Raw genomic sequence first — 16,709 nt, 5'->3', positions numbered from 1 at the left:
GGGTAATGGCTAAAGTAGGATTGCAATTGTACACAGTAAGGGAAGAGCTTGAACAGGATTTTGAAGGTACATTGCGCAAGGTAGCTGAGTTTGGCTATAAAGGGGTAGAATTTCATACCTTTTTCGGACGCAATGCCAAGGATGTCAGAGCGCTTTTGGATGAGCTAAATCTGGAAGTTGTCGGAACTCATATACAATATTCTCGTTTGCTGGATCATTTGGATGAGGAGATTGCATACCACAAAGAATTGGGCAATAAGTACCTAATCGTTCCTTATTTAACCGAAGAACAGCGACAGTGGGATGAAATTTTTGCTAATTTGAATCGTATTGGTGAAAAAGTGAAAGAACAGGGCTTGATACTGGCTTATCATAATCATGATTTTGAATTGACAGAAAAAATCAATGATCGCCCGGTATTCGATGCTTTATATGATGCGGTTTCCGATGATTTGTTACAGGTCGAAATGGATACTTGTTGGGTATACTATGGGGGCTATGATCCAGTGGAATACATCGGACGTTATAATGGACGCCTGCCTATCATTCACTTAAAGGATATGGCACGTGACGAGCAACAAAAAGCAGTGACTGTAGAGCTTGGCAAAGGCGAAGTGCAGCTTCAGGCCATTACAGACGCCGCTATTCAGGCAGGTGTGGATTGGGTCGTCGTGGAACAGGATTTCTGCTCAAACCCTCCAATCGAAAGCATTGAAACCAGCATTAAATGGCTCCAACAATACGCAGCTCAGGGAGGAAATATTCATGTCTAAAACACTCAAAATCGGGATTATTGGTTGTGGAGGCATTGCCAACGGCAAACACTTGCCGAGTCTTGCCAAGCAGAAGCGTGCAGAAATCGTTGCATTCTGTGACATCATTCAGGAGCGCGCTGAAGAGGCAGCAGAAAAGTTTGGAGTTGAAGGGTCGCAAGTTTATAGTGATTACCGTCAGTTGCTAGAAAATAAAGACATTGAAGTCGTACATGTGTGTACACCCAATGACTCGCACTCAGAAATTACCGTAGCGGCGCTTGAGGCAGGTAAGCATGTGCTGTGTGAAAAGCCGATGGCTAAAACTGCTGAGCAAGCACGGGAGATGCTCGATGCAGCCAACCGTACAGGTAAGAAGCTGTCTATTGCGTATCAAAACCGATATCGTGATGACAGTTTGTATCTGAAGCAATTGGTTGAGCAAGGAGAGCTTGGAGACATTTATCTGGGCAAAGCCATTGCTCTACGCCGTCGCGCGGTTCCGACTTGGGGAGTATTCTTGGATGAAGAGAAGCAGGGCGGTGGTCCTCTTATTGATATTGGCACGCATGCACTCGACCTGACACTCTGGCTGATGGATAATTACAAGCCTAAAAGTGTACTAGGTTCAACCTTCCATAAGCTAGGGGATCGTAAAGATGCGGCAAATGCCTTTGGGCCTTGGAATCCTGAGGAATTTAAGGTAGAGGACTCAGCTTTTGGTTTTATTACGATGCAAAATGGAGCTACGATTGTACTGGAATCCAGCTGGGCATTGAACGTTGTAGAGTTTGGCGAAGCGAAGACGCTGTTATGCGGAACCGAAGGCGGAGCTGATATGCAGGATGGATTGCGCATTAACGGGGAAAAGAACAGCCGCTTGTTTGATACGAAAATAGATCTGGATGCAGGTGGTGTTGCCTTTTACTCTGGAGAAACGGAAAATGAAGCAGACCGCGAAGCTCGTCTGTGGATCGAATCTATTCTGGACGACAAAGAACCTCTTGTGAAGCCGGAACAGGCACTGGTTGTTACTGAAATTTTGGAAGCTATCTATGAATCGGCCCGTACCGGGAAAGCTGTCTATTTTGACTAAGCCCGTAATTATCTCGAATAGACCATCATTATAATGAAAGCAGCTTTTTTCACATATGATACAGGGAGGGATTTCTTTTGAAACTTGGAGTATTTATGGTGTTGTTCGGCGGACGTTCGCTGGAGGAGGCGCTGGATTATGTGGCTTCTCAAGGATTAGATGCTGTAGAAATCGGTACAGGCGGCAACCCAGGAGATAAGCATTGTAAGCCGGATGAGTTGCTGGAGAATGATACAGCGCTCAAAAATTTTAAAAAGGCAGTAGAGTCCCGTGGACTAACGATTAGTGCGCTTAGCTGTCACGGCAATCCTCTTCATCCGCAAAAGCATTTAGCCCAAGCTGATCATGAAACGTTTCTTAAAACCGTTCGATTGGCAGAAAAGCTGGAAGTTCCAGTTGTGAACACTTTCTCTGGCTGTCCGGGTGATCATGAGGATGCGAAATATCCAAATTGGCCTGTGGCTCCGTGGCCTAATGATTTTCAGGAAGTGTTGAAGTGGCAATGGGAGAATAAAATTATTCCTTACTGGACTGAGACGGGAAAATTTGCAGCAGATCATCATGTTAAAATTGGGCTGGAGCTACACGGAGGCTTCTCCGTTCATACACCAGCGACCTTGCTTCGTTTGCGTGAAGCTGCGGGAGAGGTCATTGGTGCTAATCTGGATCCGAGCCACATGTGGTGGCAGGGAATTGACCCAGTGCAGGCGGTTCAAATTTTGGGCCGAGAGGGAGCCATTCACCATTTTCATGCCAAGGATACGACGATTGATCCGGTCAATGTAAATAAATATGGACTTACCGATATGCAGGAATATACGAAAATGCTAGATCGCGCTTGGCAGTTCCGTACTGTGGGTTATGGACATGATGTAAAAACCTGGGCAGATATTATCAGTGCTCTGCGTCTGGTGGGATACGATTATGTAGTGAGTATTGAGCATGAAGATGGTCTGATGTCCGTGGAGGAAGGCTTTACTAAGGCTGTCCACAATCTTCGCCAGGTATTAATTGAAGAACCGCTGAGCGAGATGTGGTGGGTCTAACCTAATAGGGGGAAATGTTGATGATTAACGTCACCATTTGGAATGAATTTTTGAACGAAAAGTTGAATGATGAAGCCAAACAGATATATCCTGACGGGATACACAAAGCGTTGGCTGACGGCCTGGCAGGAGAGGGATTTGCCATTCGAACAGCTACTCTTCGTGATGATGCCGAGCATGGTTTGGGAGAAGAGATCCTGAATTCCACAGATGTGCTGCTGTGGTGGGGGCATAAAGCCCACGATCAGGTGAGCGATGAAGTTACGGCGCGTGTTGTAAAGCGAGTGCAGGGAGGAATGGGCTTGATTGTGCTACACTCGGGCCATTTTTCAAAGCCATTCAAAGCCCTAATGGGCACTAGCTGTGATCTGAAATGGAGGGTGGCAGGTGAACAGGAGATTATTTGGTCGGTGAATCCGTCACATCCTATTGCAGAAGGCATAGACGCCAAAATTTTGTTGAAGCAGGAAGAGATGTATGGCGAGTTCTTTGATATTCCAGCGCCGGATGAATTGGTATTTGTTAGTAACTTTGAAGGCGGCGAAGTATTTAGAACCGGATGTACTTTCCGCCGAGGTAGCGGTAAGATATTCTATTTCCGCCCAGGTCATGAGACCTATCCGACTTATTACCAGCCTGATATTTTGAAAGTTATCGCCAACAGCATTCGTTGGACTTCTCCGACAAATATTAACAAACCAATATATGGAAGAAGTGAACCTGTAAGACCTCTCGGTGGAGTGTTGGTATAATAACAATCATCACATTTTGATGAGCTGTATAATGAACAGATTGATAGGCGGAACCTCTAGGGATTCCGCCTTTTTGTATTTAACGATTTAGACATATACCTGCTGTGTTGGTTTGTTGTATAATCAGTTTTGGTCATGGCAACTTTATCAGCGCAGGTATTTAATTTAAGAAGAAAGTGTTTTCTTTCGGGATAAAGTATGCTAAAATGATATATACTAACAAAAGGAAAGCTTTATCAAACCGAAATGCAAAAGAAGGTGAAAAATTTGGAGAGTCAACCGCAATTTACAAAAATGTGTCCGCGTTTTGAAACCGCCTTTTCATGTTTGGGTAAGCGTTGGAATGGATTAATTATTCAATCCATGATGAGCGGTCCTAAGCGGTTTAAGGATATTTCCAATCTGATTCCCACAATGAGTGACAAAATGTTATCAGAGCGGATGAAAGATTTGGAAAATGAAGGAATTCTTACACGTCATGTATATCCAGAAACTCCTGTCCGTATTGAATACGAGCTAACAACCAAAGGCCGTGCACTTCAGCCGGTTATGGAACAGATTCAATTTTGGGCTGAGGAATGGATTAGATGAGCACCAAACTAAATAAGCGTTTCTCATAGCAAAACAGCCTTTTCCTAGGAAAAAGGCTGTTTTTTATTTTGTGTATAGGACTACTTATCCATTTTACAGAAATGATCTACATAGGCAGCACGGCTTAATAGCCTTTGACGCGCCCTGCAACTGAGAATAATCCTGCTGTTGCACGGCGGGGCACACGGGTTTGAATATCCAGCGCGGCCGAACGGAATGTACCCAAGCAGGAATGGCAAAGTCTTCCTGCATAAATGGGGGAACGGCAGGATTCACAAGGATAATCAAGCTGACTGTATGTGGAGGGAAACTTGCCTGCTCTTACCCAATCTGTGAGCAATTCTATAGGTGTGCCGGTTACGTCACTGAGCTGGCGAGTATGAGTAGAAGGATGCTTCCATAGATAGTTAGAACAGCGGTCCAAGAATATATTTTCTTCCTGAATACAAGAACTACACAGGTTTCTAAGGTTTTGACGAAAAACGGAACCGCATTTTGGGCAATTAGAAGTATGTATCTCCATAGAAACCAGTCCTTTGTATCGGAATATAGTGAAATTTTAAAATTTATTAGTTATATATTACTATGACCTTATACCTATATCAATCTTTATTTATGGAATCTCTGATCTTTAAGTGTATGTTGAAATCTGTGTTGACATTACTTTGTTACTTATGTATTATTACTTACATAAAGTTACTTAATGAATAAAATAAACTATTACTGATAAGGGGATCTTTATATGATGCCATCTTTATTTTTGGCCCACGGCTCACCGATGCTTGCTATTGAACAGACGGACTATACTTCATTTTTAGAGCAACTGGGGAAAAGCATTCGCCCTAAAGCGGTTGTTATCTTTACTGCTCATTGGGAAGCGCAAACGTTGACGATCAGTTCGATGGATGACGTGTACGATACCATTTATGATTTTGGCGGTTTCCCACCGGAACTGTACATGGTGAAATATCCAGCACATGGTTCTGTGGAACTGGCCAATAAGCTGGAAAAATTATATGAACAAAAGGGCATTGACGTACAAACTGACCGGGTGAGGGGACTGGATCATGGATCCTGGACATTGTTGCATCGTATGTATCCTGAGGCAGACATTCCGGTAGTTCAGATCTCAGTAAATCCATATCTTTCGCCCAAAGCACAATATGCCATTGGTGAAGTGCTGCGTGGACTGGGAGAACAAGATATTCTGGTCATTGGCAGTGGAGTGACTGTTCATAATCTGCGTATCGTCAAATGGGGGGAAACGAAAACAGAACCTTGGGCTATAGATTTTGATGATTGGATTATTGAAAAAGTGCAAAGTAGAGATATAGAGGCTTTGGATCACTATGAAAGCGAAGCACCGTATGCTCGCCAGGCCGTACCAAGAGCAGAGCACTTTGTACCGTTGTTTATTGCAATGGGGAGTGGCAATCCTGCAAACAAAGCCAAGGTCATCCATAGAAGCTATGAGATGGGGAATTTAAGTTATCTATGCTTACAGTTTTAAAAAGTGTGTTGCCAGAAGAAGGACTATTGTTAAAATGCTTCGCAACTGCTTCTGTATAAGTAGAGGAGTGGAAATAAATTAGGGAGTGTTATAAGCTATAATGGCTTATAACACTCCCTTTTACGTAAAAAACGATTTATTATATGCGGCAAATCTCACGAGGGCACAATTCACAATGACATACGCCTTGCAGCATTTCCAAATCCTTGACAACAATCATGCCATTATCATATTCAACTGCATTTTTCTTACGTAGATCACTAAGCATCCGGTTTACGCTTTCCCGAGTCGCACCGATCATATTTGATAAGTCAGTATGAGTAATTTTTTTATGAATCAGGATATGTTCGCCGTGAGGCTCACCATAGGTATTGCATAGACGGATGAGTGTTGAACATAAAGCGCCAGGCTTGCCGTACATCATCAAATCGCGGAACTTAGTCTGAGTAATGCGATGATGCGAACCCATCCATTTCATAAAGTCAATCGCAAAATCACAATGCTGGCAAATAAGTAGCTCCAGATCTGTATGATCGATTACGCCAATATCACTGTCTTCCAGAACCTCAGCAGAAAAGGAATGCTTAGTACCGAAAAATGGATCGGCTTGACCAACAAGATCGCCGCTTTGATACATATATAGAATAAGTTCCTTACCCTCATCCGTTGTTTTGGTTACTTTCACGCGTCCGCGCTTAATATAAAACAGCTTATCCGCTGTATCTCCTTCCCAGAACAGATGCGAGCTTTCTGGCATAACTCGATCTTTCATCATCACTTGCAACCGGTTGAAGCTGGCCTCCGAGAAGCAACAGGTGTTGCCGCGGGCTTCCATTACATTTGTAGGGTTTCTCATCGTCCATTTCCCCTTTGTATCCTATGTTTTTTATCTGCAACTTGATCAATTCAAATTCATTATATACCTGCGCAATGCGTTTTTGGGGCAAGAAGAGGGGGTAAAAGTGGCAGAATTCCAAACTTTGTGATTTAATTCACTTCATAAAATAAAATTTTAAATAGATTGTGAAAAAAATCACAATATATCTTGAAAAGCTGTGTTACGATCAGTGCGTGAACAAGAGATAGTACACGAGATAACAGGAGGATGAGGGAAATGGCTGTTAAAAACGAGGTTATCCAAAAAGAGCAAAGCGCAGAGCAGTATATTCAAACGCTGATTGACCGGGGGAACCGGGCACAGCAAGCTTTCATGAGTATGAATCAGGAACAGATTGACGAAATCGTACAAGCTATGGCACTCGCAGGGATGGATAAACACATGTACCTGGCGAAGTTGGCTGTTGAAGAAACAGGACGCGGTGTGTACGAGGACAAAATCACCAAAAACATGTTTGCAACAGAATATGTCTATCATAGTATCAAAAATGAAAAAACCGTCGGTGTCATTGAAGACAATGATTTTGACAGTTTTCAAAAGATAGCAGAGCCAGTCGGCATTATCATGGGGATCACTCCAGTGACAAACCCGACTTCGACTACGATGTTCAAAGCGTTGATTGCCATTAAAACACGTAACCCAATCATTTTCGGTTTCCATCCATCTGCTCAATCGTGTAGTGCGGAAGCAGCCCGCGTCTTGCTCGAAGCAGCCGTCAAACATGGTGCTCCAGCTGATTGTATTCAATGGATTGAAGCTCCATCGATGGATAAGACAAATTCACTCATGAATCACCCGGATGTGGCTCTGATTCTGGCAACTGGTGGATCAGGCATGGTTAAGGCGGCATATAGCTGCGGTAAACCTGCTCTGGGTGTAGGCCCAGGTAACGTGCCTTGCTTTATTGAAAAAACAGCAGACATCAAGCAGGCCGTGAACGATCTTATCCTCTCTAAATCTTTTGACAACGGTATGATTTGTGCTTCCGAGCAAGCGGTTATTATCGAAGAGCCAATCTTCGAACAAGTGAAAAAATTGATGATCGCTAACGGCTGCTATTTTGTAAATAAAGAAGAAGCAGCTAAGCTCACTCAAGGAGCTATGAATGTCGAGAAATGTGCAGTGAACCCAGCAATCGTCGGGCAGTCTGCTGTGAAAATTGCTGAAATGAGTGGTATCACAGTACCAGCAGGAACTAAAATTTTGGTCGCTGAGATTGAAGGGGTAGGAACAAAATTCCCATTGTCTGCGGAGAAATTGAGTCCTGTATTGGCTTGCTATAAAGTAAAAAATGCGGAACAAGGTATTCAACGCGCTGCTGAAGTCGTGGAATTCGGGGGCATGGGCCACTCGTCCGCTATTCATTCGAACGATGAGGACGTTATCGCCCGCTTCGCAAACCGTCTGCAAACAGGACGTATCATTGTAAATGCACCTTCCACACATGGTGCGATTGGCGACATTTACAACACCAATCTTCCTTCGTTGACACTCGGTTGCGGTTCGTACGGTCGTAACTCGACTTCGTCGAACGTATCGGCAGTCAATTTGATTAATGTGAAAAGGGTGGCGAAACGGACGGTGAATATGCAATGGTTCAAAGTACCTTCCAAAATCTATTTTGAAAAAAATTCGACACAGTATCTTGCTAAAATGCCTGATATCACACGTGTAGCCATTATCACGGACCCTATGATGGTAAAACTGGGATATGTGGATCGTGTTATTCATTATCTGCATCAACGCCAAACACCGGTAGCTATCGAAGTGTTCTCTGAAGTAGAGCCAGATCCATCGACAGTTACGGTAGAACGTGGTACAGAAATGATGAGACGTTTCCAACCGGATTGCATCATCGCACTGGGCGGCGGTTCGCCAATGGATGCGGCTAAAGGCATGTGGATGTTCTATGAATATCCAGATACTGATTTCAATAACTTAAAACAAAAATTCATGGATATCCGTAAACGGATTTACAAGTACCCACGTCTGGGCCAAAAAGCACAATTTGTAGCTATCCCTACAACCTCGGGTACAGGTTCCGAAGTTACATCGTTTGCAGTAATTACGGACAAAAACCTGGGTAACACGAAGTACCCGCTGGCTGACTATGAGTTGACTCCTGATGTGGCAATTATTGACCCAGTGTTTGTATATTCGCTGCCTAAAACAGCTGTAGCGGACACAGGTATGGACGTTCTGACACATGCTATCGAGGCTTACGTGTCCGTAATGGCTAATGATTACACAGATGGTCTGGCAATTAAAGCCATTCAATTGGTATTCCAATACCTAGAACAATCGGCTCTGATCGGTGATAAGCTGGCTCGTGAAAAAATGCATAATGCTTCCACACTTGCTGGTATGGCGTTTGCTAATGCATTCTTGGGTATTAACCACAGTCTTGCACATAAATGGGGTGGACAATACCATACAGCGCATGGCCGCACGAATGCCATTTTGCTGCCGCACGTTATTCGCTATAATGCGAAAAAACCGACAAAATTTGCTTCGTTCCCTAAATATTCGCACTTTGTTGCGGATGAGCGTTATGCAGAAATCGCGCGCATACTGGGACTGCCTGCACGCACCACCGAAGAAGGGGTTAACAGCTTGATCGAAGCAATCCGTAAGATGAACAAAACACTCGGTATCGAGGAATCGTTCCAACAAATCGGTTTCGATGCGAAGGATTTCGAATCACGTGTAGACTATCTGGCTGACCGCGCATTTGAAGATCAATGTACAACTGCGAATCCGAAGTTGCCACTGGTTACGGAGTTGGCTGATGTCTATCGCAATGCCTTCTACGGACGTTTTGACCAATAATATAATAGGTACGAAGAGGCTTGTGAAAAAGCATTTTCTCGTTCAATACCGATGCAGGCTCTCTATATAGAGGGCCTGTTGGTTTGGGAAGGGAGGTGAACGGCAAGGCTAAGGATATAGGCGCGAAGCTAGGGAAAATAAAGTGATAAAAATCACTCATGTTGTGATTTTTATCACATACTACACTCTATCATTATTCTACAATAAGGGTGTAAGAAAGGTCCCGACACTGAGCGTAAGGCATCGGTGAACAGGCCGGGCTCAAGAAATAGCTTTATCGTGAAAAAAATCACAAGTCCGGAAGACCAAACAATTTGGAGGGATTTACATGTCGGTGATTGAGAGAGAATTACAAGAGCAACAATCTGGCTGGAGAGGTTTTAAAAAAGGCAAATGGACTAAAGAAGTCAACGTCAACGATTTTATTGAAACTAATATCTTACCTTATGTTGGCAATGAAGAATTTTTGGTTGGTCCTACCGCCAACACAACTGCATTGTGGGATATTGTATCCGATCTTACCAAAAAAGAGTTGGCAAACGGCGGCGTGCTTGATGTAGACGTGAATACGCCATCCACTATTATTTCACATAAACCGGGTTATCTAGACCGGGATAAAGAGCAAATTGTCGGTGTACAAACAGATGCTCCATTCAAACGCTCTTTGCAGCCGTTTGGTGGAATTCGGATGATGATCGACGCTTGCAAAGCCTATGGTTTTGAAGTACCGGAAAGTATCATTGATATCTTCACTCATATTCGTAAAACTCACAACCAAGGTGTATTTGACGCTTATACAGATGAAATGAGAGCAGCTCGTAAAGCTGGTATCATTACTGGTCTCCCAGATGCATACGGTCGTGGTCGTATTATCGGTGACTATCGTCGTGTAGCTTTGTATGGTGCAGACTTCTTGATCCAAGATAAAAAACTGCAACTGAAAAGCCTTGAAGTTGATTCCATGGAAGAAGACGTAATTCGTCTGCGTGAGGAAATTTCCGAACAAATTCGTGCTTTGAATGAACTGAAACAAATGGCTGCTGAACACGGTTTTGATATCTCAAAACCTGCTAACAATGCGAAAGAAGCTTTCCAATGGGTATATTTTGGATATCTTGCAGCAATCAAAGAACAAAATGGTGCAGCAATGTCCTTAGGACGTGTATCTTCTTTCCTTGATATTTACTCTCAACGTGATATGGAAGAGGGTACAATGACAGAAGAACAAGCTCAAGAACTGGTCGATCATTTTGTTATGAAATTGCGTATTGTTAAGTTCTTGCGCACACCTGACTATAATGAACTGTTCAGTGGAGATCCAACTTGGGTTACTGAGTCCATTGGTGGTATGTCCGTAACTGGAGAAACTCGGGTAACTAAAAACAGCTTCCGTTTCCTGCACACCCTCTACAATCTGGGACCTGCACCGGAGCCGAATCTGACTGTACTGTGGTCGGAAAAATTGCCTGAAGGCTTCAAAAAATATTGTGCGAAAGTTTCTATTGAAACTAGCTCCATTCAGTACGAGAATGACGATCTGATGCGTCCGATTTATGGAGACGATTATGGTATTGCTTGTTGTGTATCGGCAATGAAAATCGGTAAACAAATGCAATTCTTTGGTGCTCGTGCCAACTTGGCTAAAGCTCTGCTGTATGCAATTAACGGTGGTAAAGATGAAAAATCTGGCGTCCAAGTAGGGCCTGAATTCCCAGCCATTACAGGCGAAGTTCTGGAATATGAAGAAGTGTTGAGCCGCTTCAAACCTATGATGGAATGGTTGGCAAAACTGTACATGAACACTTTGAATGTTATTCACTACATGCATGATAAATATAGCTACGAACGCATTGAAATGGCGTTGCATGATCGTGATATTCTCCGCACCATGGCTTGTGGTATTGCGGGTCTGTCAGTTGCTACCGACTCCTTGAGTGCCATTAAATTTGCAAAAGTTAAACCAATCCGTAACGAAAAAGGGATTGCTGTTGACTTTGAAATCGAAGGCGAATATCCTTGCTACGGTAACAACGATGACCGTGTAGATAACATCGCTGTGGAACTGGTAGAAAGCTTCATGAGCATGATTCGCAAGCATAAAGCTTATCGTAATGCGGTTCCTACTCAATCTGTACTGACTATTACTTCCAACGTAGTGTACGGTAAGAAAACAGGTACAACACCGGATGGACGTAAAGCAGGCGAACCGTTTGCACCAGGGGCAAACCCAATGCACGGCCGTGATAAAAAAGGTGCTTTGGCATCTCTGAGTTCCGTAGCCAAATTGCCTTATGAACACAGTCTGGATGGTATCTCGAACACCTTCTCCATCGTGCCTAAAGCACTGGGTAAAGAAGAAGAAACACGCAAAACAAACCTTGTTTCGATGATGGATGGCTACTTTGGAAGCCACGCACATCATCTGAATGTCAATGTGTTTGCTCGCGAACAACTGTTGGATGCAATGGAACACCCAGAAAACTATCCACAGCTGACGATTCGTGTTTCCGGCTATGCCGTTAACTTTATCAAGCTGACTCGTGAACAACAATTGGATGTTATTAACCGTACTTTCCACGGTACAATGTAAATAAGTATTACAATGACGCACGCATAGCGGATGCGGGAAGGATGATGCAACATGTTGAAAGGTCACATACACTCATTGGAAACCTTCGGGACCGTCGATGGTCCCGGCATCCGCTTCGTGCTCTTTATGCAAGGATGCTTGTTGAAATGTCAATATTGCCATAACCCGGACACTTGGGCCTTGAATGAAGGTAATCCAATGACGTTGGAGGAGGTATTGGCTGAGATTGAGCCGTATTTAGCCTATTACCGTTCTTCAGGAGGCGGATTGACCGTATCCGGTGGAGAACCGACGCTGCAAGCTCATTTTGTCGCAGAGCTGTTCAAAGAAGTGAAACGTCGGTGGAATTTGCACACGACACTGGACAGTAACGGCTTTAATGACGCGGGCCGTATCCATGAACTGCTGGACGTAACAGACTTGGTGCTACTGGATATTAAGCATATTGACAATGATAAGCATATTAAGCTTACAGGCAAGTCTAATGACCGTATGCTAAGTACGGCTCGCTGGTTGTCTGAGCAAGGGCGCAAAATGTGGATTAGACACGTATTTGTACCGGGTATTCATGATGACGAGCAAGATTTATTGAATTTGGGACGGTTTATCGGAACGTTGAACGGAGTCGAGAAATTCGAAATATTACCTTACCATCAAATGGGTGTTTACAAGTGGGAAATGCTCGGTAAGGAGTATCCGTTGGAGGGAGTTCCATCTCCTACAGATGAAGAAGTTCAACGTGCTTACCGACTCATTGAAGAGGGTCGTCTGGAGACTGCAGGAAAGAATGCTGTCTGTCGTCCATCATAATGTAAATGGTTCAAAAGCTATTTCCTAGTAATGAAGCCGCCGCCACATCAGGTCAGATGGGCGGCGGTTTTTTGTTGTTGAATTTTTTGCAGTCACAGGAGAAAGTTCCCTTTTTTTCATGATCAGCAAAATTTCCAGAAACTTTTTAACAACTGACGCGTCTAATAGTATGACTTTTTACGGGAATGATAATAATTTGGTGATAGAAGGAGACAGACAATGAATTTCAAGAAATGGACCATGCTCACCGCCCTTGCGGTGGCTCAGGTGGCCGCAGTAGCCCCTGTAGGAGCAGAAGCAGCATCAACAACCGTTCAATCCACCGATTCGGTTAGCGCACAGCAGGCTCAGGCCAATGTTGCTGATTCAGGCGTTCAGAATAGCATCGGAGATCAAGATGGAACTAGCACACAAAATGACACGGTTACACCTAATAACACAGGCGTATCCAATGATCCATTGACTGGCCTGCCTACGGATACAACCAACGGATCGAACGTTTCCAATGATGTATACGGTGGAGACGGAATTATCACCAATCCTGGTGGAGCTCCAACATCCATGGGTGCTAATCAATTGATTTTGTACTTAAACAGCGCGAAAATGGAACAAAACGGACAGGTGTACACAGCAACTCAGCCGATGACTGTTAAGGACGGAGTTTCCTATGTAGCTATCCGTTCTCTTGTCAGCCGTGTCGGATTGCAGTTTAGTTATGACACTGCCACCAAAGAAACCGTAATCACACAAGGAACAAATGTCATGCGCTTCAAAACAGACAGCAAGGTTTATACGGTTAACGGTGAAGCCAGACAAATGAAGGGACCGGCTTTTCAGCAAAAGAACGTATTTATGGTGCCATTGACCTCGATTACACAGGCCTTAAATATTCCTTATACTGTGAATAATACGACTAAACAAGTTATCATGGATTTGAATCAGAAACCTAAAGCTTCCTTCACGGTTCAGCAAAAAGATATCTATGCGGGCGAAACCCAAGTTACGTATTTGACGAAGGAATCTTCTCCTACAGGTCTTCCGATTGTGAACCAACGTTGGGAAGGTAAGCAGGACGTATTTCAGGAGCCGGGTACATATGTAGTTACCTATTCTGTTCTTGACTCTGCTGGGAACTGGAGTGATCCTTACTCAGTTACAATTACAGTAAGACCACCAAATCAGCCGCCAGTGGCTCTGTTTACAACTGATAAAAAAGAGTACAAGATGGGCGAGAAAATCACCATTACCGACCTGAGTACAGATGATGAGAATGCTATCACTAAGCGTGATTGGGAGAATAAGAAACTTGCCTTCTTCCAACCAGGTGATGTAACAATTACGCTCACCGTAACTGATAAGCACGGCGCAACAGGTACCAAAAGTGAAACGATTAAAATTACAAATGAACTGCTGTACAACGAAGATGATTTCAATAAAATCTTCACACCATATGGTGATAAATATACAGTAGACGGCAGTCAGGTGCCTACCATGGCTACTATTCCAGTGACAAGTACTTCTTCACCGCGTCTTTTGATCCGTGCTAACAGCCCAGAACGTGTGTTCCAGGATGGTATCGTGTATCAAGAAACCGGATCAGGCAGCACGCGCATACTCGTCCATCATGTCAATGAAACGGGTAGAGATGTGAAGATGTACGTGATTGCGACCAACAATAATATCACTCCTGCCAATATAAATGTCGAAAATTCCGGTTTTGCTGGACCATCTGAATTTGCCACGGCTGCGGGTAAAGTCTCGATTCAACGATATTTTCAATCCATGCAGGATGGAAGCAAGCGTTCTAGCACAGTTCTAAATCCTGGCGAAAATCGCATTATTTTAGAGGATTTGAATGCACAAAAAATCAAGCAAAAACAGGTCATTTCTCTGTTATCCGATTTATATACGGATCAACCTATTCAATACACGGTTATTGTGTTAGATGCAAATGTAGATCCGTTGACCGTGATGCCTACTCTGGCAAAACTGCCTAAGGACGGTATTCACAACCGTGGAACGTACGCTAATGCTGATATCTCGCTCAATTATACCGAAGAGGTTGGTAAAACAGCTCAACGTATCGTTCTTGGTGATAATAAGGTAGACCCGAACCTGATTGGTACGGACGGTCTGGACGGCTCTTCTGCTTCCAATGCCGGTAATTTTGGTGTTGTATATAAAGTTAAATTGGATCATGTAGCGCCGTATTCACTGATTACGTTCAACCCGCGTGGAGGCGAATATTCCGGCTATGCGATGGTAAACAATCAGGTTGTGGGTATCCCGACGAACGGCGCGGTATGGGCTCCAAATGAGATGAGTGTGCTGTATCGCACAGGGCATATCGAGGAAAGTGTAGAGATGTATTTCACTGCTGCTGCAGGAAGTAACTTGCCAGTTTCCGTAGTAGTTATGCCTTTACCAGCTATTAAAAATTAATATGAATTAACCGGTGCTGTTTACCGGCTTAGACCTTGGGTCTCGTCATTCACCGTTTAAAAGTCGATGTCACTTGCAGAATATAGGCGTTCTCCTGCTGCGAATTTAATCGTAGCGCCGGAGAGCGTCTTTTTCTTATGTATAGATACGAATATCTCTTATAATATTGACTTTAATCGTGGTATAATAAATAGATGCAAGCCTAAGCCTGCATCAGAAAACCTGAAACTACAGACAGGGGAGGGTGAAACGCATGCTGACAAAGGATGAAATTATTGCAACAATGTCCGCTCAGGGGCTGCGTATTACAGATCAGCGCAAGACGTTGGCCACGTTATTTTCCGAGAATGAAGGGTATCTGTCCCCCAAAGACGTTTATGAATATATGGGTAAGAAGTACAGTGGACTTAGTTTTGATACGGTTTATCGTAATCTGCGTGTAATGCAGGAATTGGGTGTACTGGAACAGGTATCTTTTGAGGATGGAATGAAGTTCAAGGTGAGCTGTAATGAGCATCATCACCATCACCATATGATTTGCTTGAGCTGTCAGAAAACATTACCGATTTCTTTTTGCCCAATGCAAATGACGGATACAACGGATCAATTCCAAATCGTCGAGCACAAGTTTGAAATTTTTGGTTATTGCAAAGATTGTCAACAGAAGAATGGGCATACTGACAGTAATTCGGATGGGGGATTCAGACAGACGAGCAGTCACACTCACAGCCACGGGGGCTACTGAAATGAAAATCACCACACGCAGAGTGGTACAGGCTCCGATTAAGTTTTATCGTTCCTATATTTCACCGTTAAAGCCGGCTACCTGCCGATTCTATCCAACGTGTTCGGCGTACGCGTTGGAGGCGGTAGAGATGCATGGTGCGCTCAAAGGTTCATGGCTTGCTGCTAAGCGTATAGCCAAGTGCCATCCCTTTCATCCGGGCGGCGTAGATTTGGTCCCTCCTGCAAAAAAGGGAACAGATAGGTCTAGCGAAGATCGTTTGGCTACCCACTCTGAAAAGGGTCTGACTTGACAGCGCTATGCGGATTTGGTTATATTTTGGTTAATATTGTTTTCCTGCGAAGGGATGAGTAGGGTAAACCGCCCAGTACAGAGAGCCGGGGTTAGCTGCAAACCGGTCTGGAGCGAAGCCTGAATATGGTCCTGGAGGAACCTTTTTCGAGCGTATTTGCCACAATTATTAGTGCTTGGGAGGCAATCGTAAGGGGGAGGCGTGTTCCAGCGTTAATGGGCGGTCAGATGTGACCGGTGAAGCCTGTAGTCTGCGAGGATACAGGAAAATTGGGTGGTAACGCGTGAGGTGACTCTCGTCCCATAGGGGCGGGGGTCTTTTTTGTGCCCAATTTGTGCCAAATACATGAATTGGAG

Annotated in this window: 14 protein-coding genes; 12 read left to right on the top strand and 2 right to left on the bottom strand. The window is 44.0% G+C overall.

Features of this window, described 5'->3' with window-relative positions:
* Positions 1–5: 5 nt before the first annotated feature.
* From NSS66_RS09180 to NSS66_RS09160, 5 genes are all read left to right on the top strand, one after another.
* Positions 6–773 (top strand): sugar phosphate isomerase/epimerase family protein, encoded by a 768-nt coding sequence (locus NSS66_RS09180; RefSeq protein WP_023989277.1) that lies wholly within the window; start codon positions 6–8, stop codon positions 771–773.
* Positions 766–1,848, top strand: a complete 1,083-nt coding sequence (locus NSS66_RS09175) for a Gfo/Idh/MocA family protein (RefSeq protein WP_013310855.1) — start codon at positions 766–768, stop codon at positions 1,846–1,848. Before NSS66_RS09180 ends, NSS66_RS09175 begins: the two co-directional genes overlap by 8 nt.
* 77 nt (positions 1,849–1,925) lie before the next feature.
* The gene (locus NSS66_RS09170; protein WP_013310854.1) at positions 1,926–2,894 is read left to right on the top strand and encodes a sugar phosphate isomerase/epimerase family protein; all 969 of its coding nucleotides are present in this window, start codon (positions 1,926–1,928) and stop codon (positions 2,892–2,894) included.
* Between the two features lie 20 nt (positions 2,895–2,914).
* Entirely contained in the window at positions 2,915–3,646 is a 732-nt protein-coding gene (locus NSS66_RS09165) for a ThuA domain-containing protein (RefSeq protein ID WP_023989276.1), read from the top strand.
* A gap of 246 nt (positions 3,647–3,892) precedes the next feature.
* Positions 3,893–4,237 carry a winged helix-turn-helix transcriptional regulator gene (locus NSS66_RS09160; protein WP_013371810.1) on the top strand — a complete coding sequence of 115 codons (345 nt, stop codon included), beginning with the start codon at positions 3,893–3,895 and terminating at the stop codon, positions 4,235–4,237.
* Between the two features lie 124 nt (positions 4,238–4,361).
* On the opposite strand, the gene NSS66_RS09155 is transcribed toward NSS66_RS09160, so the two are convergent.
* Positions 4,362–4,661, bottom strand: coding sequence for a hypothetical protein (locus NSS66_RS09155; protein ID WP_226887755.1), 300 nt, complete (start codon positions 4,659–4,661; stop codon positions 4,362–4,364).
* A 318-nt stretch (positions 4,662–4,979) separates the two neighbouring features.
* Here NSS66_RS09155 and NSS66_RS09150 point away from each other — a divergent pair, with 318 nt between their 5' ends.
* Positions 4,980–5,747 carry a DODA-type extradiol aromatic ring-opening family dioxygenase gene (locus tag NSS66_RS09150; protein ID WP_053325702.1) on the top strand — a complete coding sequence of 256 codons (768 nt, stop codon included), beginning with the start codon at positions 4,980–4,982 and terminating at the stop codon, positions 5,745–5,747.
* Positions 5,748–5,886: 139 nt separating this feature from the next.
* Here the strand turns inward: NSS66_RS09150 and NSS66_RS09145 are convergent, their stop codons facing one another.
* Positions 5,887–6,603 (bottom strand): Crp/Fnr family transcriptional regulator, encoded by a 717-nt coding sequence (locus NSS66_RS09145; RefSeq protein ID WP_013310849.1) that lies wholly within the window; start codon positions 6,601–6,603, stop codon positions 5,887–5,889.
* A gap of 258 nt (positions 6,604–6,861) precedes the next feature.
* Here NSS66_RS09145 and adhE point away from each other — a divergent pair, with 258 nt between their 5' ends.
* From adhE to yidD, 6 genes are all read left to right on the top strand, one after another.
* On the top strand, positions 6,862–9,474 hold the full coding sequence (adhE, locus tag NSS66_RS09140) for a bifunctional acetaldehyde-CoA/alcohol dehydrogenase (RefSeq protein WP_023989274.1): 2,613 nt from the start codon (positions 6,862–6,864) through the stop codon (positions 9,472–9,474).
* 328 nt (positions 9,475–9,802) lie between these two features.
* Positions 9,803–12,064, top strand: coding sequence for a formate C-acetyltransferase (gene pflB / locus NSS66_RS09135; RefSeq protein WP_025722256.1), 2,262 nt, complete (start codon positions 9,803–9,805; stop codon positions 12,062–12,064).
* Between the two features lie 51 nt (positions 12,065–12,115).
* Positions 12,116–12,874, top strand: a complete 759-nt coding sequence (pflA, locus tag NSS66_RS09130) for a pyruvate formate-lyase-activating protein (protein ID WP_013310845.1) — start codon at positions 12,116–12,118, stop codon at positions 12,872–12,874.
* Between the two features lie 219 nt (positions 12,875–13,093).
* Positions 13,094–15,316, top strand: coding sequence for a copper amine oxidase N-terminal domain-containing protein (locus tag NSS66_RS09125; RefSeq protein ID WP_340958800.1), 2,223 nt, complete (start codon positions 13,094–13,096; stop codon positions 15,314–15,316).
* A gap of 253 nt (positions 15,317–15,569) precedes the next feature.
* Positions 15,570–16,061 carry a Fur family transcriptional regulator gene (locus NSS66_RS09120; RefSeq protein ID WP_013310843.1) on the top strand — a complete coding sequence of 164 codons (492 nt, stop codon included), beginning with the start codon at positions 15,570–15,572 and terminating at the stop codon, positions 16,059–16,061.
* Between the two features lies 1 nt (position 16,062).
* The gene (gene yidD, locus NSS66_RS09115) at positions 16,063–16,353 is read left to right on the top strand and encodes a membrane protein insertion efficiency factor YidD (RefSeq protein ID WP_023989271.1); all 291 of its coding nucleotides are present in this window, start codon (positions 16,063–16,065) and stop codon (positions 16,351–16,353) included.
* The last annotated feature ends 356 nt before the right edge of the window (positions 16,354–16,709 follow it).

Source organism: Paenibacillus sp. FSL R10-2748 (genome assembly GCF_038005565.1).
In the GTDB taxonomy this organism is placed as follows: domain Bacteria; phylum Bacillota; class Bacilli; order Paenibacillales; family Paenibacillaceae; genus Paenibacillus; species Paenibacillus polymyxa_B.
Note: the sequence above shows the minus strand (reverse complement) of the source record. Positions and strands in the feature narration are given on the sequence as shown.